Here is a 20,169-nt window from a genome sequence, read left to right as displayed (position 1 = left end):
ACTTATAAGAAACTTAAGCATTGGAGCGACTATAATGGCGGAATCAATTTTCGATTTAAAACATGTGAGAAAACGGGTTTTAAAAGATATTAATTTATCGATTCAAAAAGGCGAACGAATCATGATATTTGGTCCTTCGGGCTCTGGAAAATCAACCTTGCTCCATTTATTCAACCGTTTAGAAGACCCAGACAGTGGGCAGATTTTTTACTATGGTGAGCCGATTGATTCTTATGATATTCCGCAGCTACGTAAAAAAAATGGAATTGTGCTTCAGTATCCCTATTTGTTTCCTGAAACGGTGTTGGACAACCTCAAATATGGGCCTTCACTTTTTGATGAATGGCAGAGTGGGAATGAAGATAAGCTTTTAGATTATGTCAATTTACCGAAAGAATACTTAGATAAACCTGTTGATGATTTATCAGGGGGGGAAAAGCAAAGAGTCTCCCTGGCTCGAACCTTAGCGAATCAACCTGAAATTTTATTATTGGATGAGCCTACAAGCGCTTTAGATGATCAAAATATTGAATCAATTGAAGAAGATTTGATGACATTAATGGATAGTAAAGCCTTAACAACTATTATGGTTACGCATAACTTACATCAGGCCAAAAGACTGGGTACGAGAGGGCTCTTTTTAGCAGATGGCATGATAAAAGAAGAGGGAGATTTGCCAGGTATGTTTGACCAACCAAAAACTGACGAACTACAAAAATTTATTAATGTAAACTAGGAGGTTTTATGGAACGCGACGTTTCAAACTTTTCATTACTTGTCCTAATTGTCTTTGTCATGATTCCATTCACGATTTCATATTTTTATCAATTAGGTTTAAAAAAGGATATCCTTTGGTCTTCGATTAGAGGAGCAATCCAATTATTCCTAATCGGCTTAATACTAACGTATTTATTTAATTTAAAGCCACTCATAGGTATACCGATTATGCTAAGTGTCATGATTACGATAGCGACTTTCCACGCACGAAAAAAAGGGAAGGAATTGCCCAATGTTTTTATGACGGTTTTGGTCGGGTTAATAACGATAGAAATTATTGTACTGGCACTGTGGTTGAGTTTTGATATGGTGTCGTTTACGCCTGAAGAGATTATTCCAATGAGTGGTATGGTTATTGGAAATAGTATGGTTGCGATGGGATTGTCTCTTGAGAGAATGAAATCAGAATTTGAAACCAATCATGGTAAAATTTTAGCTGCTTTATCTTTAGGGGCAACACCTAAACAGGCCTCTCATTTAACGGTCAGGCGAACGCTGAATGCAGCTTTAATACCAAATATTGATCAGTTGAAGACGATTGGCCTCGTGCAACTTCCAGGTATGATGACAGGCTTAATATTAGGTGGGATAGAACCGATTGTAGCCATTAAATATCAACTCGTTATTTCAATTAGTATTTTCTCATCCGTGTCACTTAGCGCAATCATAGTGTCGATGGTGATGTATCGATTTTTCTATAATCAAAACATGCAGTTAGTTGATTTTCAAAAAATAAAGAACGGTTAACTCAAATGATGTTAACCGTTCAAGTAACTTAAAATGAATCTGGGAACAATGCATGCATAATAGTCATGACTGAAAACCATCCAAATACAGCAGTTGATGCGCCTGCAAATAGAATAGCTAAGACATTACGATTTTTAAGCTCTCTAAATACAGCAAATAAACTCAATATCGCCACAAAGAAAAGAATAATACCTAGTACCATATGTTGTTGCCTCCTTGAATTATGTTATCCTTCCATCATACATGTTTGTTATTATTTGACGTATCATACTTAGTATATTTTATACAAAAAAAATAATACTGTCGAGTGATTTAAAGAAAAATCAAATGCGAAAAGGGGGAACTTTTTGTGAACATTCACTCTCTTAACCTAGGTATGCTTGGAACGAATTGTTACATATTATCCGCCCAAAGTAAAGCATTAATTATCGACCCGGGCGGGGATGAAGAAGTGGTGCAGCAATATTTAGAGGAAACTCAAATACAGCCTGTAGCGATTGCGCTGACACACGCTCACTTTGATCATATTGGGGCTGTAGATGGTTTGCGTCACCATTATGACATTCCTGTTTATATGCACGAAACGGAGCAGGATTGGCTGACAGATTCATCATTAAATGGCTCAGAGCTCTTTGGTGTAGGGGAAATTGCCTCATCTAAGCCTCCAGAGTATACCTTAGAAGAAGGCAAACATGATATCAGCGGTTTTGAATGCGACATTCTATATACGCCAGGTCATTCACCGGGAAGTATTTCATTTTGGTTTAGTCAAGACAAGATGCTTATCGCAGGAGATACATTATTCCAAAGAGGGATTGGCCGTACAGATCTACCGTTTGGTAACCATGAAGAACTGTTAGAAAGTATCGAAAACAATATTTTATCACTTCCGGATGAGACGATCGTTTATCCTGGCCATGGCCCGAAAACCACAGTCAAAGAAGAAAAACACCTCAATCCATTCTTATAAACAAAAAGGATGACTCGCGTTTGAGTCATCCTTTTTCGATACGTTTACTATGGCACTATGTAAGCTTAGCCATTTAGTAAGTTTCATTAATGCGCAAAACCTGGTTCTAAGAGGAATGTTACATAGTAAGTAAATCCGACCATAAAAACGGTTAAGTATGCGCCAAAAATATACATATAAAGACGTTCGGACAGATTTAAGTATCCAATTCCTAAAAAGAAAACTGTTTGCGCTAAAAATAATAGGGATAGTTCTATCATACCACCTGCGTAGAACATAGCCGTAAAGATTCCTGTCCAAAATGCTAAACCTCGAAACACTCGTGGCATGTCTTTCTCCTCCTTTTTGCAGGAACATTATCAACCAACATTATATATGAATCCAAAATAATTGTAAATGAACAAATTATGTACATTAGAAACATTTACCTAAAGAAGTATATGTATGTTACTGGGCCAGCTGGATTCGAACCAGCGCATGACGGTACCAAAAACCGTTGCCTTACCGCTTGGCTATGGCCCAATAACAGTTATTATTATAAGGCATTCATGCCCTTTTTATACATCGATTTGCGTAAGAAATTTAAATGGCTTCGTTTGATTTTGAGTGGTATAAACATCAATTTGCAATTCAATCGACGTTTCATTAACTAGTTGATATTTCACCACGGTATGACCGGTTTCATATTCGAACTCGATGGTTTGCTCGTCTTCTATTAATATTAAATCATTTTTTATCATGTTAAAATCATGGACCGTGATTTGAATTAAATTTTGAATGGTCATTTGTTCCTTTAATATTTTGGTCTGTTGTAAATTATAACGTTCCTGATCAAGTGATAGCAATAAGAAAGCAGATATTAAAATTAAAATAGAAAGTAAATACGGAAATAGGATTCCTCGTTCATCATGGATTCGAAGCAAAGTCGTTATAGAAATAGGTTCTTTGAAACGCATGTTGATCGCCTCTTATTATTTTAATGACAAAAATATCGTCTGTCTGTGGAATCACTTCATAGTGACTGACATTCCTAAGAAGAATTTCATGACCCTGATCATTTACTCGCCTTCTGATTATATGGTTATACCTCTCATAGGTCACCTTAATTCCATCTTGCTGGATAAAATGTATGCCATTTTCTTCAAGCTGAACTTGTATGGATTGGTTTAATGCTTGGTCGACAAAGAAATGAAATTGTCTTAGTTCCATGTCTGAAAGTCCATGCTGCGGTTGAAGCGGTACGACAAGCTTTATGAAAGACAAAAGAAGGGGAGAGATGATTATAAATATGGACAAAGTCACTAATAAGCTTATTAACGTGTATCCTGATTGGTTATCTTTAGCCCGTAGGTACATAACGACACAGTCTTTCTTCTTCATCTTTTGAGTTAAACCAAGTTATACAAACGAAATACTTGTGATTCAATGGGTATACTTTAAAGTTGAACGTTTTATTTTGAACGCCAAAGGAGTAATCAATATGGTGTTCAGGTTTTGTTGGGGTGAAATGATCAAGTAATTGCCTATTAAGCTGTTCCTGAGCAATTAAATATGAATCAAGATCCTCCTGTAATTCCCCAACGTTGATGATGAACGGTGTCAAAATCGTTATCATAAGAATTAAACAGCTTATCGATAACAACAGATCCATGAGAATATACCCCTTATCAGAGTTCAGTGACATAAAATCGCCCTTTCCCAAACGGAAATGTAACTTTATAGTGTTTTTCGTTATAGGTCAAAATAAATGACCCAGGATTAATCGGCACACCAGATGATCGGTAATGAAGTGGATTGTTAATGGAAGTTAAATCAAGTTGAAGCCTATGGTCGTAGTCTCGCTTCAGTATGGCTGGGTTTAGTGGAGAATCGTAAATCATATAATAGTGTTCATTTAAATGAAATAGTAAGGATAATTGCTTTTGCTTAGTCATTGCTTGTTGCTGCATCATGAAAATATCCTTCTCTAATTGTTCCAGGAAGTCTTCTAAGGGATCATTTGTGGTGGATTTGACCATTTGATTCATGGAAAATGTCGTTATCATAAGAATAATCGTTAAGACGATCAACATCTCAATTACTGTAAAGCCAGCTTGTTTATTCCCCATTTTCTGTTTCATCCTCAACGACTATGACATTACCATTTTCGTCAATCATAATGTCCTCAAAGCAAGTTAATTCCTCCTCATTATCTACAGAATCTAATTGACCTATGTCTGTCGGATATTCATCGTATTCAATTTTATATAATTGGACCTCAGTTTGTAGTAAGTCTAAATATGCTTCACAGCCTTTGTCTTCAGCAACATCATTGTATTTCGTTATGTTTGGAATCGTTAAAATTAACAAAACCGAAATGATTAAGAGCACAATGAGCATTTCGATCAAGGTAAAACCGCGTTCACTTTTCATGTTTTCCACTCCTTTTATATTTGCTGCATTAACTGATAAATTGGAAATAACGTAAAAATATAAATCGCTACAATCAACACACCCATGATGAGATAAAATATAGGTTGTACCCACAAAATGGATTGCTTAGCTTTATGTTCAATCGTTTCAATTAATAGCTGGGAATAGGTTTGAAGGTCCTGTGAAAGCGTTCCCTCTTGGTCACTCCTTTTAATGAGCCATTTTAAATCTTCTTGAACTAATTCAAGCACATCAAAGGATTCAAATAAGGATCTCCCTTGTGCTAATTGATTTATTAATAACCGTGCGTAATGCTTTACAATTTTGAGTTCATTTTGTTCGTTTAATAGCTGCAAAGCTTCGCGAATTGTTTTCCCACTATCAAGTATTGCAAAGATCTGGTAAGAGAGTTGCATACTGACTAACAATTTATAAATATTGCTCAGGTAAGGGATCTGGCGAATCATTTTTATTTTTTTCTCAATTTCTAGTCGACGTACATATAACAGGATAACTAAAACGATGGCGACAACCATCATCACCCCTATAAAAAGATAATTAAAAATGTTGATGATGAGTTCAAACGATTTTAAAGATTCAGTTTGGCCAAAGCTTTCAAAGGTATTCGTAAAAACAGGTAATAAATAAACATTCATACCGATAAAAACGAACACACTCACGATGGATAGAAGGAGAGGATATCTTGATACACGTTTGAGCTTATTTTCAAGATCCTCTTTCATTTTTAAAATTTGAGCACAGCTCATTAAATGTTCGCTGATGTGACCAGATTCTTTTGAAAAGCTCATAAAGGCTATAACCAGTGGGTGAAAGTAAGTAAGCTTAAAGCAATCATCAATCGAGCGACCGTTTTGAAGAAAATCAAAGAATGAAAATGCGATATTTTTGAGTTGAGGGTCATAAAGCATAAATTCTAATGCTTGTTTCATGGTATATTGTTTCATTAAGAGTTTAGCTAAGCGGTTAAGAAAAAGAATTTGTTTCGCTATAGGTAATGATTTACGACGAAAGGTGAGTGTAACCAAGGGCATAGGCTTTCCTCCTTAACATCGCAAACGTTTGGTAGCTGTGATTGCTCTCTGGCGGGAACCCATTAATTGCTTGATCTAAATTATTACCGGTTAATAACTCGGCAATAGCCGCTCTTCGTCCAATATCTTCGCTCGAAGAAATCGAGATATTAATCAGCTGTTGTGAGGCAATACCTATAATTGATTGACTTAAATCTGATTTATGAAGTCCCATTTCGTTGAGACGAGAAAGGGTACCAAAAGCGTTTTTAGCGTGTACGGTGCTGATCACAAGGTGTCCCGTTAAGGCAGCTCTAAAAGCAAATCTTGCCGTTTCTTCGTCTCTTATTTCACCAATCATGATCATGTCCGGATCATGTCTTAATGCTGCCTTTAATCCAACGTCGTAATTGAATCCAGCCTTTTCATTTACTTGTACTTGGAGTAAGTTTTGAATCGATTGCTCAACAGGGTCTTCAAGTGTAATCGCTTGAAATTTATATGTTTCTATTGCTTTTTTAACGAGGGCATACATCGATGTCGATTTACCAGAACCTGTTGGACCCGTGAATAATATAATCCCTGCTTGCTGTTGTACCCATTCCATTAGTTTGAGAGCCTGTTTAGGGAAGATAAATAACTGTTCTAAATCTGGAAAATAATCTTTTGGCAGTATTCTTATGGCGAGACTTTCGAGGTTTTGCGTTGGTAGTGTTGATAAACGTAAATCATAAGTATGTTGATTGAGTTGATACAGCATCGTCCCGTTCTGAGGGAGTCTTTTCTCTGCAATATCCATACCAGAGACGAACTTATAATAACTCATTAAACCATGATATACTTTAAATGATAGATTCTGATAGAACCAACGATAACCATTAATACGAAAATATATCAATACGCTTTCATCTATCGGTATGAAATGGATATCAGTCGCCCTTTTTCGAAGGGCTTCATTCATAATCCGATTTGAAAATTGTTCGGGGTTATTCACATCTAGCCCTCCTTAAAGTAGGTGATAAAATGAAACCAATCGCATTAATCGGTTTTATGGGATCAGGTAAAACTACCGTGGGACAAGCATTATCAAATGAATTAAACCATACATTTTTAGATACCGATCGTTTGATTGAATCACATACGAAAAAGTCGATTCCACAATTATTTGAGACGTATGGTGAAGCATTTTTTAGAGAACAGGAAACAGAGACTCTAAAAAATCTCTCTTCTAAACATTTGATCGTTATCGCCACTGGTGGTGGAATAGTTGAAAGAGAAGAAAACCGGTTATTACTACAAGAGGAATTCCTCACCATCTTTTTAGAAACACAGTTCGAGTCAATTGTGAAACGTATTGGGGAAGATTCATCAAGACCTTTGTGGCAACAATCATTGAAGGAACGTCAGTTGATGTTTGATAAACGTCAGGAGCTTTATCGGCAATCAGCCTCATTAAGCATTTCAACCGATGGAAGATCGGTTCAAGAGGTCGTTCAACAAATTATGTTACACATAAATTTATAACGCGATAAAATTGTTGTGTCAATGGATAGAAAAATGCGTTTTCTGCCCGTAAAAAATTAGTTTTCTCACCGAAAATAGAGCATTTTTATAAATATTAGGTGAGAAAACTAAAATAATGCATAATTTAAGAAACGTTTAATAATTTTTTTGACCTGCTTTCTGTTAAATAAAACAATCCGCAATTAATTAGTGATAGGTCTACTTTTGGGTATAAACGATCATATATTTGTTGTTCGATATTTTCCTTTAATAAATCGATATCATCTTCCCGACCTTGAAACAGTTCTTCGGTCATGTTTTTTTCTTTTTGATAAAGCTCAAAGGATTCGTATTCAAAATTGGTTGAACGCTCAGAGATTCTATGCTGCAACTCTCTATTAATTATTTGAATCGCTCGAATGCGATTAATAATAGGAGGAATTTTATAACAGTAATCAGGGATGACTTCATTAAATTGATGATTAATGATCTCGTCCATCATTCGAAAACGCATGGCACCATTAATGAGATAGACACCAACACTAACCATTTCGTCATGGGTGTATGCGCCTCGATAACGCACGAGCATATTACAAATAAACCAAGGATGAAAGGCGTGCCGTTCATCCTGATTGATCTGTTCATAGAGCTCAGCATATTTTCCCTCATCTAAAATCATCTGAAAAAGCTGTTCGAGTCGTGGTGATCCATAATGAATCCATTCGCCTGCTTCACCTTTTTTCTGTTTATCAGATATAAAGGTGACCGACATCGGATCGCCTTTGTAACCTAACTTTTTAACATATTGCCAATAAAATGGCCGATTCATTAAGCGTTGATCCAGATCTTCAGTTAATTTGATTTTTAATAAGCCGGGCTCATTATGTTCAAAGGTTGCTTGACGCTTTTTAAAAAAATTAACGAGAAATTGATGAATTTCAGCTTGATTCATTGGCGATGTTCCTTTCCTCTACATGACTATCACTAATGACTGAAAACAAATGGTCGACCTTAATAGAAGCTTCTTTCTCAGAACGAGAATCCCGAACGATTTCTTCAATTTCATCTTCAAGGTTTTGAATACCAAGCTGGCTCAATATTTGATCTAACTCACCTATCACATCTTTAAATAAATCTAATTTGTCATATAGTAAATCAAGAATACGTTGATCAATCGTATTTCTTAACACCGTATAATAAATATTGACATCTTTTGTTTGACCAAAACGGTGGATACGGCCAATACGTTGTTCAAGCTTCATTGGATTCCATGGTAAGTCATAATGAATCATGTGGTTACAAAACTGTAGGTTCAACCCTTCACCACCCGCATCCGTCGCAATTAAAACCTGCGCGTTATTTTTAAAGAGTTGAATCATCCATTCTTTCTTACTTTTGCGGAATCCCCCGTTATAGGTAACCGACAGAATACCGTTTTGATGTAACAACCATTGTAAATAAATTTGTGTTGATTTATATTCTGTAAAAATGATACATTTTTCATTTAATGATTTAACAAATTCAACGGTTTTTAAGGCTTTGGCATGGTGTGGCAGCTGTTCGATTTGTTGCATTAAGTCCTTCTTAAATTCATCATTCCAGTTTGATTGACCTATTGATTGATAGCAGGCCTCTCGACTTGAGCAAATTTCGCGCTGTAAAGTTAAGGCAGTAAAGGAATGCATGCCATCGAGTGACTCTAAATGTTTATAAAACTCCATTTCCTCATCCGTAAAGTCAACATAAATCGTATCAATATCGCGTTTAGTCCAATGATTAGTTGTTTCAGATCTTCTGTTTCGAACCATCGATTGTTTGACTAATGTTTGGATCGCATTGCTATTGTCATCCTTTCGTTCTTCTCTAACGGTACGCTTAAATGATTGTTTATCTCCGAGTAAGCCCGGGCGCACAATCGACATTAAATAGTAAATCTCATCTATTTTATTTTGGATGGGTGTTGCTGTTAACAATAGGCAATAGGTTGATCTGATCTGTTTGACGAATTGATAGTTTCTCGTTTTTGGGTTTTTTAAACGATGTGCTTCATCGACAATAAGCATGTCATATTCTTCGTTTAAAATATCACTAGAATGCGGATCCTTTTTAGCTAAATCAATGGATGAAATAACGATATCATACGCTTGCCAAGGATAAGAACGATGTTTCGCTTTAGCCGGGATATAGAACATTTTATTAAGTTCACTTTCCCATTGACGAATCAACGATGAAGGAACTAGTATGAGCACTTTTTTGACTAATCCTTTAACCATTAATTCTTTAAGGATTACGCCTGCTTCAACCGTTTTACCTAAACCAACCTCATCGGCGAGAATGGCTCGACCGTGCATTTGATGTAATACCTTTTTAACCGCATCAAGCTGGTGCGACATAAGCTCTAAATGAGGCAAGTACTGCATACAAGTTAAAGCATCTTTATGATTCATTTTCATCTGGCTTAAGGTATAAGCTTGTTTAAAAGTATCCCAATCACTTGATTGATAATGATCAAGATTGTTAGAAAGTAAGTCAAGGTCATGATCGTCGATAACTAATTTCATCGGTCATGCTCCTCTCTATAAATAAATCAATGTGACGCTTACACAATAGAGACACATATGCTATAATGTGTCACAAGAATAGTCATATTATGTACATAAAATAGAATATCATCTGGCGAATGATTATAAGGGGAGAGACCACACACGTGGCGCCGACGGAGCAAGTACGTTATGACGTATGAATCTCTCAGGCAAAAAGACTCTTGTATGACGCTACTCTGGAGAGTGTTCATGTGATATGAACCACCAAAGATGCAAGTAATATCATTGAATATTACGAAACTTTCAGGTGACAGGACAGAGAATTCCGAATGTTAATTTGGTATTCTCTTTTTTAATGTTTAAAAATTGGAGGGATGAAAGTGGGAGAATTAAAGCGGACACCATTATTTCCTGTTTATCAGGATTTTAATGCCAAAACAGTCGATTTTGGCGGATGGGAAATGCCAGTTCAATTTGTTGGGATTAAGGATGAACACCATACAACACGAGAAAAAGCTGGTTTATTTGATGTCTCTCATATGGGAGAAATATTAGTAGAAGGCCCAGATAGTGAAGCTTATCTACAAAAAATGCTAACGAATGATTTATCTAAAGCCTCTATAAACCAAGCGCAGTACACGATTATGTGTTATGAAGACGGTGGTACGATTGACGACTTATTAGTATATAAGCTTGATGAGAGCAAGTATTTTCTAGTCGTCAATGCAGCCAATACGGAAAAAGATTATGACTGGTTGAAGGAGCATGCAGAAGGTGATGTGACCGTTCGTAATGTCACACCCGATTATGTTCAGATTGCACTTCAAGGACCTAAGGCTGAAACCATTTTGCAACAATTAACAGAAGAAGATTTGAGTGAAATCAAATTCTTTAGATTTAAACAAGATGTTCAATTAAATGGCATTGAACATGGTGCGATCATTTCACGTACAGGTTATACAGGTGAGGATGGTTTTGAGATTTACATCAACCATGCTAGTGGCGTTGAGCTATGGAGAGCTATTCTTAAGGCTGGTGAAGCCCATGGTGTTACGCCAGTTGGCTTAGGTGCTCGTGATACATTGCGCTTTGAAGCTAATTTAGCCCTTTATGGTCAGGAGCTTTCAAAAGATATTACACCTGTTGAAGCCGGCTTAGGTTTTGCCGTGAAAGCGAAAAAAGAAGCAGACTTTATCGGGAAAGAGGTATTAGCTGAGCAAAAAGCTAATGGACCTAAACGAAAACTAGTAGGTCTTGAAATGATGGATAAAGGCATTCCACGTCATGGTTATGATGTATTGAAAGATGGGGAAAATGTCGGTTTTATCACGTCTGGTACTCAGTCGCCAACATTAGGAAAGAATGTTGGGTTAGCCTTAGTGCAAGCTGAATATGTCAATGAAGGAGAAACGTTAGAAGTTCAGGTTAGAAAACGAACATTAGAAGCAAAAATCGTTCCTACACCATTTTATAAACGAAAATAAGAGGGGTGATCATCATGCAACATCGTTATATTCCAATGACGGAAGAAGATAAAAAAGCTATGCTAAAAACGGTTGGTGTGGATTCAACAGACGACCTATTCGCAGATATTCCAGAAGAGGTTCGCTATAATGGTGATTTAAACATCAAACCAGCTAAAAGTGAATATGAGCTTAAAAAAGAATTAGCAGAGCTAGCTAATCAAAATGTTAATTTACAAACTCACACGTCATTTTTAGGGGCAGGGGTTTATCAGCATTATATCCCGTCAATTGTCGACCATGTTATTTCGCGCTCAGAATTTTATACCGCTTATACACCTTATCAACCTGAAATATCACAGGGTGAATTACAAGCTATTTTTGAATTCCAAACGTTGATTTCAGAACTTACAGGGATGGACGTTGCTAACTCCTCGATGTATGATGGCGGAACAGCACTGGCTGAAGCGGTAAATTTAAGTGCTGGTCAAACTCGTAAGAAAAAAGTACTAGTCTCTAAAGCTGTACATCCTGAGTCCATGGAAGTCATTAAAACTTATGCAAAAGGACCAGGTTTAGATATTGTTGAAATCGATGTAAAGGATGGTTTAACGGATCTTAGTCAGCTAGAGGCTGAGCTAGATGAGGATACGGCAAGCGTTGTTTTACAATATCCAAACTTCCTAGGTCAGGTGGAACCACTACAGGAAGTGAATGAACTACTTGCTAATCAAAAGAAAACGATGATGGTCGTTTCAAGTAATCCATTGGCACTTGGTTATTTAACACCGCCAGGAGAATTTGGTGCCGATATCGTTGTTGGGGAAGCACAAGTATTTGGCATCCCAGCTCAGTATGGCGGACCGCATTGTGGTTATTTCGCAACAACGAAAAAATTAATGCGTAAAGTTCCAGGTCGTTTAGTCGGTCAAACGGTTGATGAAGAAGGTCAACGTGGTTTTGTTTTAACGCTACAAGCGCGTGAACAGCATATTCGTCGAGATAAAGCAACATCTAATATTTGTTCTAACCAGGCGCTAAACGCACTCGCATCATCTGTTGCCATGACGGCACTTGGTAAACATGGTGTAAAAGATATGGCCATTTTAAATATGAAAAAAGCACGTTATGCTAAGAAGAAAGCTGAAGATACAGGATTAGAAGTCGTTTACAGTGGACCGTTCTTTAATGAGTTTGTTGTAAACGTTAAAGGTGATGTTGCTTCCATTAACAAACAATTACTAGATAAAGGCTTTATCGGTGGTTTTGATTTAGGCAAGGTTAGTGATGATTGGAAAAATCATATGTTAATGGCTGTAACTGAGATTCGTACAAAAGATGAGATTGATCAATTTGTAAAAGAATTGGGTGATATTAATGGCTAATCTTAAAGATTTCCCAGTTATTTTTGAATTAAGTAAAGAAGGACGAAAAGGGTATAGCTTACCTGAACTGGATGTACCAGATATCGATGTCGATCAAGAATTTGATGATGCTTATATTAGAAAAGAAAACCCTGACTTACCAGAGGTTAGTGAACTACAAATTATGCGTCATTACACCGCGCTTTCAACTCGAAATCACGGGGTTGATTCCGGTTTTTATCCATTAGGTTCTTGTACGATGAAATACAATCCAAAAATAAACGAGGATGTTGCTCGTTTTCCTGGTTTTAGTCAAATCCATCCTTACCAGGAAGAAAATACAGTTCAAGGTGCTTTAGGATTAATGTATGATTTACAAACAACGTTGGCTGAAATTACAGGGATGGATGAAGTAACCTTACAACCAGCTGCTGGCGCCCAAGGTGAGTGGACCGGATTAATGATGATTCGTGCTTTTCATGAGGAAAATGGTGATTACAATAGAACGAAGGTTATTGTACCTGACTCGGCACACGGAACTAATCCAGCATCAGCAACTGTAGCAGGCTTTGAAGCGGTAACCGTAAAATCAGATGAACGAGGCTTAGTCGACCTTGAAGATTTAAAGCGAGTAGTAGATGAAGATGTAGCCGCCTTAATGCTGACCAACCCGAATACTTTAGGGTTATTTGAAGAACATATCGTCGAGATGGCCAATATTGTTCATGAGGCTGGCGGTCGCCTGTATTATGATGGTGCAAATTTAAATGCGATTATGGGGTATGCTCGCCCAAGCGATATGGGCTTTGACGTAGTCCACTTAAACTTACACAAAACATTTACAGGACCACATGGTGGTGGTGGACCAGGCTCAGGTCCGGTCGGTGTAACGAAAGAAATGGCTAAATTTTTACCTAAGCCTGTTTTAACGACTGATGGCGATCAGTATTACTTTGACCATGATCGTCCGCATTCGATTGGTCGAGTCAAACCCTATTACGGTAACTTCGGAATTAATGTTCGTGCTTATACGTATATTCGTTCAATGGGACCAGATGGTTTGAAACAAGTTAGTGAAAATGCGGTGTTAAATGCTAACTACATGATGCGCCGTTTAGAGGAAGAATATGAATTACCGTTTAAACAGCATTGTAAACACGAATTTGTTTTATCAGGTAAAAATCAAAAGAAACTCGGCGCTCGTACACTAGATATTGCGAAACGACTATTAGACTTTGGCTACCATCCACCAACTATTTATTTCCCACTAAATGTTGAGGAAGCGATGATGGTAGAACCAACAGAGACCGAATCAAAAGAAACATTAGATGAATTTATCGATGCGATGATTCAAATTTCCAATGAGGCAAAAGATGACCCAGAAATTATTCAAGAAGCACCTCATACAACGGTCATTAGTCGACTAGATGAAACGCAAGCGGCCAGAAAACCTGTTTTGCGTTACTATAAAAATGAAGAGTAAAGCTTTAGCGACCTTTCTTTAAGGAGGGTCGCTTTTTATGGCTTTATAAAAAAGAAACCCTCACTCGATTAATGTTCGAGTGAGGGGAGTTTGCTTAATAAGCTTTCTTTTTAACCTTAATTTTTCCATTCCATTTACGGAAACCACCTTTTAAGTGGTTTAAATCTTGATAGCCATTTTTGTGAAGTAATGTAGCCGCACGTGTTGAGCGTTGGCCACTTTGACAATATAAATAAACTGGTTTATCAGGACGAACTTCTTGTAAACGTTGTTTCATTTGGGATAGTGGTATATTTCTTGCTCCTAATATATGACCACGTTCAAATTCATGCGGTTCACGAACATCAATTAGTTGAGCTTTACGATAGCCTTCAACAAATTGAGCTTCAGTTAAGGTTTTTAAAAAACGCTGCGTTCGAATATAGCGAAATACGCCAAATAATATTAAAGCAGCTAACACGATTAAAATAGATAACAGTATGTCCATCTATATCCCCTCTCTTATCTTTCTAGGTTCAATTATATAGGCGATTCTAACAAGTTTCAAAGAAAATAATTGAGTGATTATACATGTGATACTAAATGATTTTACACTATTCGACAAGCATTTGCATTGACATTAATCGATTATTATGCTTGTTTTACAATATCTAGTGCATAAATAAAAATTCTAATACTATATATTGATTTATCTTATGGGTTCTGTTATCTTTAATTCAACAACAATTATTATAATTGAATATTTTGTCGAATAAAAGGAGTGACATTTTAATGTTAGGTGTTAAAACCCGGGAAAACCAGATTGATGTGGATCGTTTAAATGAGGATATTAAACAATTTCCACACGTGCACCCGATCACTTCCGAGATGAACACAACACATAAAGGTGTATCCCGCTTAGTTATGCTGGACCGATACGCTTTTAAAGACACAGAAAAGAAAACATTAAAAGAAGGAGATTTCGTCGTCTTAACTGTTAAGGAAGACCCGAAATTTCCTGCTAGAGGTACAGGATTCATTGTATCAATTAATCACGAATCGCAAAAGGCAAAGATTAAAATTGAAGATGATTATGTTCATGTTCTTGAAAAAGAAGAGGAACAGGAAACCGGAATCATTGAACGTCCTATTAGTGTCATAGACAAGCCTTTAGAAATCTTCTATGAACAAATTGCACAACGAAATGCAACAGGTTTAGCCGAAGTCGAGCGGTCACCTGAGAAACGACAAGAATGGTTCGAAAAATTTAAAGAAGAGTTATCAAGTTTGAACTTCATTCCTGCTGGTCGTGTTTTATACGGAGCAGGTTCTAACACAGACGTAACGTATTTTAACTGTTATGTGATGCCATTTATAAAAGACTCACGCGAAGGCATTAGTGACCACCGTAAACAAGTAATGGAGATTATGTCACGAGGTGGTGGTGTAGGTACCAATGGTTCAACCTTAAGACCTCGAAATGCATTGGCTAGAGGAGTTAATGGGAAATCATCAGGTTCTGTTTCATGGCTTGATGACATTGCAAAGCTCACACACCTCGTTGAGCAGGGTGGATCGCGCAGAGGTGCGCAAATGATCATGTTAAATGATTGGCATCCAGATATCATAGAATTTATTATTTCGAAAATGCAAAACCCAAGAATTTTACGATACTTAATTGAAAATATTGAGGACGAAACGATCCAGCAATTAGCAAATGATAAACTAAAATTCACACCACTAACAACCGCTGAAGAACAAATGTATCAAGGTATTGTGAATTATAAGCACATACCTGGTCAAGGTGGCTTTTCTGAAGAAAACATTCGCGATGCTGAGAATAAATTACGTGACGGAGGTACTTACAGTGTTCATAATCCAGAATTTTTAACAGGTGCGAACATATCCGTATGTATCACGGACGAATTTATGGAAGCTGTTGAAAACGATGACGTTTATGAGCTTCGTTTCCCTGATGTTGAAAATTACACAGAAGAAAAAATGGCGTACTATAACGAGAATTGGCATGAGTACGGTGATATACGCGAATGGGAGAACTTAGGTTTCGGTATTAAAGTTTATAAACAAATTAAAGCAAAAGAACTTTGGAATTTGATTAATATTTGTGCAACCTATTCAGCAGAACCTGGAATTTTCTTTATTGATAATGCGAATAAAGAAACGAACGCAAAAGCTTATGGACAGAAGGTCGTTGCAACTAACCCATGTGGAGAACAACCTCTCGCTCCATATTCTGTCTGTAATCTCGCAGCAGTGAACTTAGCAAACATTGCTGATAAAGAACGTAGACAGCCTGACTTTGACAAACTAAGAAAAACGGTTGAAGTAGGCGTCAGAATGCAAGATAACGTAATTGATGCGACACCTTATTTCTTAGATGAAAACCGTAAGCAAGCGTTAGGAGAACGTCGTGTTGGTCTGGGTGTCATGGGACTACATGACTTATTAATCTATTGCGAAACGGAATACGGTTCAAAAGAAGGAAATGAGCTCGTTGATCAAATCTTTGAAATCATTGCAACAACCGCTTATCGTGAATCGATTGAACTTGCGAAAGAGAAGGGAAGCTTTCCATTTTTAATTGGTGAAACAGATGAAGAAACACAAATGCTTCGTGAACGCTTTATCGGCAGCGGTTATATGCAAAAAATGCCTGAGGATATTAAAGAAGGTATTTTAAAATATGGTATCCGTAACTCACACCTATTAACGGTTGCACCAACCGGATCTACAGGTACAATGGTTGGAGTTTCAACAGGATTAGAGCCGTACTTCTCTTTCACCTATTACCGAAGTGGACGTTTAGGTAAGTTTATTGAAGTAAAGGCTGATATTGCCGAAGAATATTATCGATTAAATCCAGATGCATCAGAGGATGAGCTTCCAAACTGGTTTGTCACAGCTATGAAGTTATCGCCTGAAGCTCATGCGGATACACAGTGTGTCATTCAGCGTTGGGTGGATAGTTCGATTTCTAAAACCGTTAATGCACCAAAAGGCTACTGTGTCGATCAAGTAGAAAAAGTTTATCGTCGTCTATATCGCGGTGGTGCTAAAGGTGGTACGGTGTATGTTGATGGAAGTCGTGATACGCAAGTCCTTACCCTTAAAGCTGAAGAAAATGATTTCTCTGAACAACAGGAATTATTTGAAGAAGAAGAAAAGAAAGTTGTGTTAATGGACACGGTTCAAGAGCTAGATAAGACTGATGTCACAATTGGATCTGAAATCGGTGATACATGTCCAGTTTGCCGTAAAGGTAGTGTTGAAGACGTTGGTGGATGTAATACGTGTACCAATTGTGGCGCACAACTCAAATGTGGATTATAAATCATAAAGGGTTTGGCTATTTTGTAGCCAAGCTCTTTTTCTTTTCATAGTTCTAATTGGTGTGTCTTATTCATAAAATGATATGCATATCATCATGAATAGGGCGGGGATAACATGGAAGTCGATGGGGTTTTCTCAGGTGGTGGCATTAAAGCATTTGCATTTTTAGGTGCTTTAGAAGTCTGTGAAAAGCGTGGGATAACCTTTAATAGAGTGGCAGGAACTTCAGCAGGAGCCCTAATTGCATCTTTAATTGCTGCAGGATACCGACATGAAGAAGTCAGGCAAATATTAAATGCGCAAGATACAGGGAATTTCCTCGATCCACACCCTTTTGCTAAAAAGCTACCTTTCTTAAAATGGTTGTCACTTTATTTTAGATTAGGTTTATATCGTGGTGAATATATTGAAAAATGGATTGACCGACTCTTAGCTCAAAAAGGTGTTCGAACGTTTGGTGACTTACCAGATAATCTATTTATCATAGGCACTGATATAACAAATGGCCGGTTAGCTGTCTTTCCCGATGATTTAGAACCTTATTATGGGATAAAACCTTCGAATTTCCCGGTTTCTAAAGCCGTACGTATCAGTATTAGCATTCCTTATTTTTTTCAACCAATCAAACTATTAACTAAATCCAATTACCTAAGCCTGTTTATTGATGGTGGGACATTAAGTAATTTTCCTTTCTGGATTTTTACTAGCGAGGAAAACACTAAAGTAAGACCAACACTTGGGATTAAGTTAAGTGCAAAAAAGTCGTCATTACCAAAACAGAAAATAGATAATGCAGTGGATATGTTACCTGCTATTATATGGACGATGATCCAGGCTCATGATTCCCGATATGTTTCAGAAGAGACGGCAAAGGATATCATGTTTATTCCAATTAATGATATTAGTGCAACAGATTTTGATTTGGATGCAGAAGAGAAGCGATATTTATTTGAAATTGGAAGGCTAAAAGCAGAGTCTTTTTTTAGGAAATGGAGTGGATAAATAAACAGGCTGGATTCTAGTGACTTAGATCCAGCTATTTTTTATTGCCTTTTATCACTGTTAAATGTGGACTTTTCTTTGATGTTTTTTGCATGCGACTTGGTTTATTGCCCATAGATGAAAATGCAGCTTTTTCTTGACCTCTTCCGTATTTTTTTTTCGATTGCTTGACCGCTTTTTTGTACTTGGCATGCTGATGACCTTTACGTCGACCAATCAAGAAATAATAAATGAGTCCTCCAAGAACGACGGCGAATCCGACCATCATTAATAAGCTCTTAAAAAATGAGACGGGACTATTAATTAATTGACTCAATAGTCCAATAGCTGCTAGAACAAACAATCCGTATATGAGGAATCTTCCATTTCGGCCCATGATAAACCCCTTTCAGACAAATCTTATAACTTATTAATATCATGCCAAAAATGTCATGTTATATACGCTATTATATTGATATTTTACTAAAAATAGTCTGAAACGTACAAGAAAATGTTTGGTATGAATCCGTTTAAATAGCTAACACTACATGTTGAAAGGGTGATTCTATGGCTGAAAAAGAAAGACAAGAAGAAAGTCAAACTTCCGTATTTTTAAAGAGTCTGTTTTGTGGGGCTGTTGGAGGTTTTATTTGGGGATCGGTAAGTTCTATTGCTTACTTTTTTTCATTTTCTAATGTCTCACATGCGTCATTTACATTACGATCATTCTTTTCTGGGAGTTGGACAGAGGGGCTGTCAGGTGAATTAATAAGCCTTGTGATTGTAACTATTCTAGGGATCATCCCGGCATTAGTTTACTATTTATTCTTTAAAAAATTTAACGGCATCACACCAGGTATTTTATATGGCATTGGATTATGGGTCGTTATCTTTATAGTGTTTAACCCTATGTTTTATTATGTACCTCCATTTAATGAGATGGATTACGATACCATCGTCACGACGGTTTGTCAATTTATCTTATATGGTGTTTTTGTCGGTTATACGATTTCATATGAGCATCACGAACGTCGGATTGTTCCGAAAAATTCCCAAAAAGAAGCATAATTATGATAAACTAGTTATTGGACAAAATTTAAGGGGAATTGAAGATGGCAAAGATACTATTGCTCAATGGGCCTAATTTAAATCTATTAGGAAATCGAAATCAAGACGTGTATGGATCCAATACATTAGCTGACATTGAGCGGAGTGTTTCTGATTTATTACAGCGTCATCAAATACAGACTGAGGCTTATCAATCCAATCATGAAGGGCAGTTGATTGACCGATTGCATAAAGCCAATCAAAAATGCTCCGGTGTCATTTTGAATCCCGGAGCATTCACGCATACGAGTGTTGCACTTCGAGACGCCGTTGAGGCTATAGATATTCCAGTTATAGAAGTGCACCTCTCGAACATACATAATCGTGAACCATTTCGTCATCAGTCTTATATTGCACCAGTAGCTGCTGGGCAAATTATTGGGTTGGGTCCAACAAGTTATTTAGCGGCTGCTTATTCGCTAATCCAAATTATACAAAAAAGGGGAGAGTCATAAACT

Annotated in this window: 24 protein-coding genes, 1 tRNA gene and 1 riboswitch; of the genes, 11 read left to right on the top strand and 14 right to left on the bottom strand. The window is 37.0% G+C overall.

Annotated features, from left to right (window positions below; genetic code table 11):
- Window positions 1-34: 34 nt before the first annotated feature.
- On the top strand, window positions 35-736 hold the full coding sequence (locus tag BLP77_RS05325) for an ABC transporter ATP-binding protein (protein ID WP_093856089.1): 702 nt from the start codon (window positions 35-37) through the stop codon (window positions 734-736).
- 8 nt (window positions 737-744) lie between these two features.
- Window positions 745-1,524, top strand: coding sequence for an ABC transporter permease (locus tag BLP77_RS05320; RefSeq protein WP_093856088.1), 780 nt, complete (start codon window positions 745-747; stop codon window positions 1,522-1,524).
- Between the two features lie 28 nt (window positions 1,525-1,552).
- Here BLP77_RS05320 and BLP77_RS05315 read toward each other — a convergent pair whose 3' ends face one another.
- Window positions 1,553-1,726 (bottom strand): DUF2759 domain-containing protein, encoded by a 174-nt coding sequence (locus BLP77_RS05315; RefSeq protein WP_093856087.1) that lies wholly within the window; start codon window positions 1,724-1,726, stop codon window positions 1,553-1,555.
- A gap of 147 nt (window positions 1,727-1,873) precedes the next feature.
- Here BLP77_RS05315 and BLP77_RS05310 point away from each other — a divergent pair, with 147 nt between their 5' ends.
- Entirely contained in the window at window positions 1,874-2,494 is a 621-nt protein-coding gene (locus BLP77_RS05310; protein WP_093856086.1) for an MBL fold metallo-hydrolase, read from the top strand.
- An 86-nt stretch (window positions 2,495-2,580) separates the two neighbouring features.
- On the opposite strand, the gene BLP77_RS05305 is transcribed toward BLP77_RS05310, so the two are convergent.
- From BLP77_RS05305 to comGA, 9 genes are all read right to left on the bottom strand, one after another.
- Entirely contained in the window at window positions 2,581-2,823 is a 243-nt protein-coding gene (locus BLP77_RS05305; RefSeq protein WP_093856085.1) for a DUF2626 domain-containing protein, read from the bottom strand.
- Window positions 2,824-2,944: 121 nt separating this feature from the next.
- Window positions 2,945-3,016: transfer RNA gene (locus BLP77_RS05300), tRNA-Gln, on the bottom strand.
- A 35-nt stretch (window positions 3,017-3,051) separates the two neighbouring features.
- On the bottom strand, window positions 3,052-3,450 hold the full coding sequence (locus BLP77_RS05295; RefSeq protein ID WP_093856084.1) for a hypothetical protein: 399 nt from the start codon (window positions 3,448-3,450) through the stop codon (window positions 3,052-3,054).
- Window positions 3,401-3,703 (bottom strand): ComGF family competence protein, encoded by a 303-nt coding sequence (locus tag BLP77_RS15775; RefSeq protein ID WP_176752967.1) that lies wholly within the window; start codon window positions 3,701-3,703, stop codon window positions 3,401-3,403. The genes BLP77_RS05295 and BLP77_RS15775 overlap by 50 nt, the downstream gene beginning before the upstream one ends.
- A gap of 130 nt (window positions 3,704-3,833) precedes the next feature.
- Window positions 3,834-4,145 carry a hypothetical protein gene (locus BLP77_RS05285; protein WP_093856082.1) on the bottom strand — a complete coding sequence of 104 codons (312 nt, stop codon included), beginning with the start codon at window positions 4,143-4,145 and terminating at the stop codon, window positions 3,834-3,836.
- 16 nt (window positions 4,146-4,161) lie between these two features.
- Window positions 4,162-4,602, bottom strand: a complete 441-nt coding sequence (gene comGD, locus BLP77_RS05280) for a competence type IV pilus minor pilin ComGD (protein ID WP_176752966.1) — start codon at window positions 4,600-4,602, stop codon at window positions 4,162-4,164.
- Entirely contained in the window at window positions 4,592-4,906 is a 315-nt protein-coding gene (comGC, locus tag BLP77_RS05275) for a competence type IV pilus major pilin ComGC (protein WP_093856080.1), read from the bottom strand. The genes comGD and comGC overlap by 11 nt, the downstream gene beginning before the upstream one ends.
- A gap of 14 nt (window positions 4,907-4,920) precedes the next feature.
- Window positions 4,921-5,958, bottom strand: a complete 1,038-nt coding sequence (locus BLP77_RS05270) for a type II secretion system F family protein (RefSeq protein WP_093856079.1) — start codon at window positions 5,956-5,958, stop codon at window positions 4,921-4,923.
- Window positions 5,927-6,931 carry a competence type IV pilus ATPase ComGA gene (gene comGA, locus BLP77_RS05265; RefSeq protein ID WP_245686810.1) on the bottom strand — a complete coding sequence of 335 codons (1,005 nt, stop codon included), beginning with the start codon at window positions 6,929-6,931 and terminating at the stop codon, window positions 5,927-5,929. The genes BLP77_RS05270 and comGA overlap by 32 nt, the downstream gene beginning before the upstream one ends.
- Before the next feature lie 29 nt (window positions 6,932-6,960).
- Here comGA and BLP77_RS05260 point away from each other — a divergent pair, with 29 nt between their 5' ends.
- On the top strand, window positions 6,961-7,461 hold the full coding sequence (locus BLP77_RS05260) for a shikimate kinase (protein WP_093856078.1): 501 nt from the start codon (window positions 6,961-6,963) through the stop codon (window positions 7,459-7,461).
- Between the two features lie 124 nt (window positions 7,462-7,585).
- On the opposite strand, the gene BLP77_RS05255 is transcribed toward BLP77_RS05260, so the two are convergent.
- The gene (locus tag BLP77_RS05255; protein WP_093856077.1) at window positions 7,586-8,392 is read right to left on the bottom strand and encodes a YqhG family protein; all 807 of its coding nucleotides are present in this window, start codon (window positions 8,390-8,392) and stop codon (window positions 7,586-7,588) included.
- Window positions 8,379-10,001 carry a DEAD/DEAH box helicase gene (locus BLP77_RS05250; protein ID WP_093856076.1) on the bottom strand — a complete coding sequence of 541 codons (1,623 nt, stop codon included), beginning with the start codon at window positions 9,999-10,001 and terminating at the stop codon, window positions 8,379-8,381. The genes BLP77_RS05255 and BLP77_RS05250 overlap by 14 nt, the downstream gene beginning before the upstream one ends.
- Before the next feature lie 119 nt (window positions 10,002-10,120).
- Window positions 10,121-10,214, top strand: a riboswitch (glycine riboswitch).
- A gap of 149 nt (window positions 10,215-10,363) precedes the next feature.
- On the opposite strand from BLP77_RS05250, the gene gcvT reads away from it, so the two are divergent.
- Genes gcvT through gcvPB form a run of 3 tightly spaced genes read left to right on the top strand, consistent with a single transcriptional unit; the run spans window position 10,364 to window position 14,293 of the window.
- A complete protein-coding gene (gcvT, locus tag BLP77_RS05245; protein ID WP_176752965.1) occupies window positions 10,364-11,467 on the top strand; it encodes a glycine cleavage system aminomethyltransferase GcvT in 1,104 nt (367 codons plus the stop codon).
- 14 nt (window positions 11,468-11,481) lie between these two features.
- A complete protein-coding gene (gcvPA, locus tag BLP77_RS05240; protein ID WP_093856074.1) occupies window positions 11,482-12,831 on the top strand; it encodes an aminomethyl-transferring glycine dehydrogenase subunit GcvPA in 1,350 nt (449 codons plus the stop codon).
- Window positions 12,824-14,293 carry an aminomethyl-transferring glycine dehydrogenase subunit GcvPB gene (gene gcvPB / locus BLP77_RS05235; RefSeq protein WP_093856073.1) on the top strand — a complete coding sequence of 490 codons (1,470 nt, stop codon included), beginning with the start codon at window positions 12,824-12,826 and terminating at the stop codon, window positions 14,291-14,293. The genes gcvPA and gcvPB overlap by 8 nt, the downstream gene beginning before the upstream one ends.
- A gap of 94 nt (window positions 14,294-14,387) precedes the next feature.
- Here gcvPB and BLP77_RS05230 read toward each other — a convergent pair whose 3' ends face one another.
- On the bottom strand, window positions 14,388-14,780 hold the full coding sequence (locus BLP77_RS05230) for a rhodanese-like domain-containing protein (RefSeq protein WP_093856072.1): 393 nt from the start codon (window positions 14,778-14,780) through the stop codon (window positions 14,388-14,390).
- A 284-nt stretch (window positions 14,781-15,064) separates the two neighbouring features.
- Between BLP77_RS05230 and BLP77_RS05225 the strand changes: the two genes are divergently transcribed.
- Both BLP77_RS05225 and BLP77_RS05220 read left to right on the top strand, forming a co-directional pair.
- Entirely contained in the window at window positions 15,065-17,623 is a 2,559-nt protein-coding gene (locus BLP77_RS05225; protein ID WP_093856071.1) for a vitamin B12-dependent ribonucleotide reductase, read from the top strand.
- Window positions 17,624-17,737: 114 nt separating this feature from the next.
- The gene (locus tag BLP77_RS05220) at window positions 17,738-18,625 is read left to right on the top strand and encodes a patatin-like phospholipase family protein (RefSeq protein ID WP_093856070.1); all 888 of its coding nucleotides are present in this window, start codon (window positions 17,738-17,740) and stop codon (window positions 18,623-18,625) included.
- Window positions 18,626-18,659: 34 nt separating this feature from the next.
- Here the strand turns inward: BLP77_RS05220 and BLP77_RS05215 are convergent, their stop codons facing one another.
- Entirely contained in the window at window positions 18,660-19,001 is a 342-nt protein-coding gene (locus BLP77_RS05215; RefSeq protein ID WP_093856069.1) for an SA1362 family protein, read from the bottom strand.
- A gap of 170 nt (window positions 19,002-19,171) precedes the next feature.
- Between BLP77_RS05215 and BLP77_RS05210 the strand changes: the two genes are divergently transcribed.
- Both BLP77_RS05210 and aroQ read left to right on the top strand, forming a co-directional pair.
- Window positions 19,172-19,672: a YqhR family membrane protein gene (locus BLP77_RS05210; protein ID WP_093856068.1), complete on the top strand. Its 501-nt coding sequence runs from the start codon at window positions 19,172-19,174 to the stop codon at window positions 19,670-19,672.
- A 44-nt stretch (window positions 19,673-19,716) separates the two neighbouring features.
- On the top strand, window positions 19,717-20,166 hold the full coding sequence (gene aroQ / locus BLP77_RS05205) for a type II 3-dehydroquinate dehydratase (RefSeq protein ID WP_093856067.1): 450 nt from the start codon (window positions 19,717-19,719) through the stop codon (window positions 20,164-20,166).
- Window positions 20,167-20,169 lie beyond the last annotated feature (3 nt).

This window comes from Tenuibacillus multivorans (assembly GCF_900103915.1).
In the GTDB taxonomy this organism is placed as follows: domain Bacteria; phylum Bacillota; class Bacilli; order Bacillales; family Alkalibacillaceae; genus Tenuibacillus; species Tenuibacillus multivorans.
This window is presented reverse-complemented; position numbering and strand designations above follow the sequence as displayed.

Excerpts from the sequence above, each read along its gene's own strand:
- BLP77_RS05325 (WP_093856089.1), top strand. The coding sequence starts at position 35 with ATGGCGGAATCAATTTTCGATTTAAAACATGTGAGAAAACGGGTTTTA.
- BLP77_RS05320 (WP_093856088.1), top strand. The coding sequence starts at position 745 with ATGGAACGCGACGTTTCAAACTTTTCATTACTTGTCCTAATTGTCTTT.
- BLP77_RS05315 (WP_093856087.1), bottom strand. The coding sequence starts at position 1,726 with ATGGTACTAGGTATTATTCTTTTCTTTGTGGCGATATTGAGTTTATTT.
- BLP77_RS05305 (WP_093856085.1), bottom strand. The coding sequence starts at position 2,823 with ATGCCACGAGTGTTTCGAGGTTTAGCATTTTGGACAGGAATCTTTACG.
- BLP77_RS05295 (WP_093856084.1), bottom strand. The coding sequence starts at position 3,450 with ATGCGTTTCAAAGAACCTATTTCTATAACGACTTTGCTTCGAATCCAT.
- BLP77_RS15775 (WP_176752967.1), bottom strand. The coding sequence starts at position 3,703 with ATGGAACTAAGACAATTTCATTTCTTTGTCGACCAAGCATTAAACCAA.
- BLP77_RS05285 (WP_093856082.1), bottom strand. The coding sequence starts at position 4,145 with ATGGATCTGTTGTTATCGATAAGCTGTTTAATTCTTATGATAACGATT.
- comGD (WP_176752966.1), bottom strand. The coding sequence starts at position 4,602 with ATGGGGAATAAACAAGCTGGCTTTACAGTAATTGAGATGTTGATCGTC.
- comGC (WP_093856080.1), bottom strand. The coding sequence starts at position 4,906 with ATGAAAAGTGAACGCGGTTTTACCTTGATCGAAATGCTCATTGTGCTC.
- BLP77_RS05270 (WP_093856079.1), bottom strand. The coding sequence starts at position 5,958 with ATGCCCTTGGTTACACTCACCTTTCGTCGTAAATCATTACCTATAGCG.
- BLP77_RS05260 (WP_093856078.1), top strand. The coding sequence starts at position 6,961 with ATGAAACCAATCGCATTAATCGGTTTTATGGGATCAGGTAAAACTACC.
- BLP77_RS05255 (WP_093856077.1), bottom strand. The coding sequence starts at position 8,392 with ATGAATCAAGCTGAAATTCATCAATTTCTCGTTAATTTTTTTAAAAAG.
- BLP77_RS05250 (WP_093856076.1), bottom strand. The coding sequence starts at position 10,001 with ATGAAATTAGTTATCGACGATCATGACCTTGACTTACTTTCTAACAAT.
- gcvPA (WP_093856074.1), top strand. The coding sequence starts at position 11,482 with ATGCAACATCGTTATATTCCAATGACGGAAGAAGATAAAAAAGCTATG.
- gcvPB (WP_093856073.1), top strand. The coding sequence starts at position 12,824 with ATGGCTAATCTTAAAGATTTCCCAGTTATTTTTGAATTAAGTAAAGAA.
- BLP77_RS05230 (WP_093856072.1), bottom strand. The coding sequence starts at position 14,780 with ATGGACATACTGTTATCTATTTTAATCGTGTTAGCTGCTTTAATATTA.
- BLP77_RS05225 (WP_093856071.1), top strand. The coding sequence starts at position 15,065 with ATGTTAGGTGTTAAAACCCGGGAAAACCAGATTGATGTGGATCGTTTA.
- BLP77_RS05220 (WP_093856070.1), top strand. The coding sequence starts at position 17,738 with ATGGAAGTCGATGGGGTTTTCTCAGGTGGTGGCATTAAAGCATTTGCA.
- BLP77_RS05215 (WP_093856069.1), bottom strand. The coding sequence starts at position 19,001 with ATGGGCCGAAATGGAAGATTCCTCATATACGGATTGTTTGTTCTAGCA.
- BLP77_RS05210 (WP_093856068.1), top strand. The coding sequence starts at position 19,172 with ATGGCTGAAAAAGAAAGACAAGAAGAAAGTCAAACTTCCGTATTTTTA.
- aroQ (WP_093856067.1), top strand. The coding sequence starts at position 19,717 with ATGGCAAAGATACTATTGCTCAATGGGCCTAATTTAAATCTATTAGGA.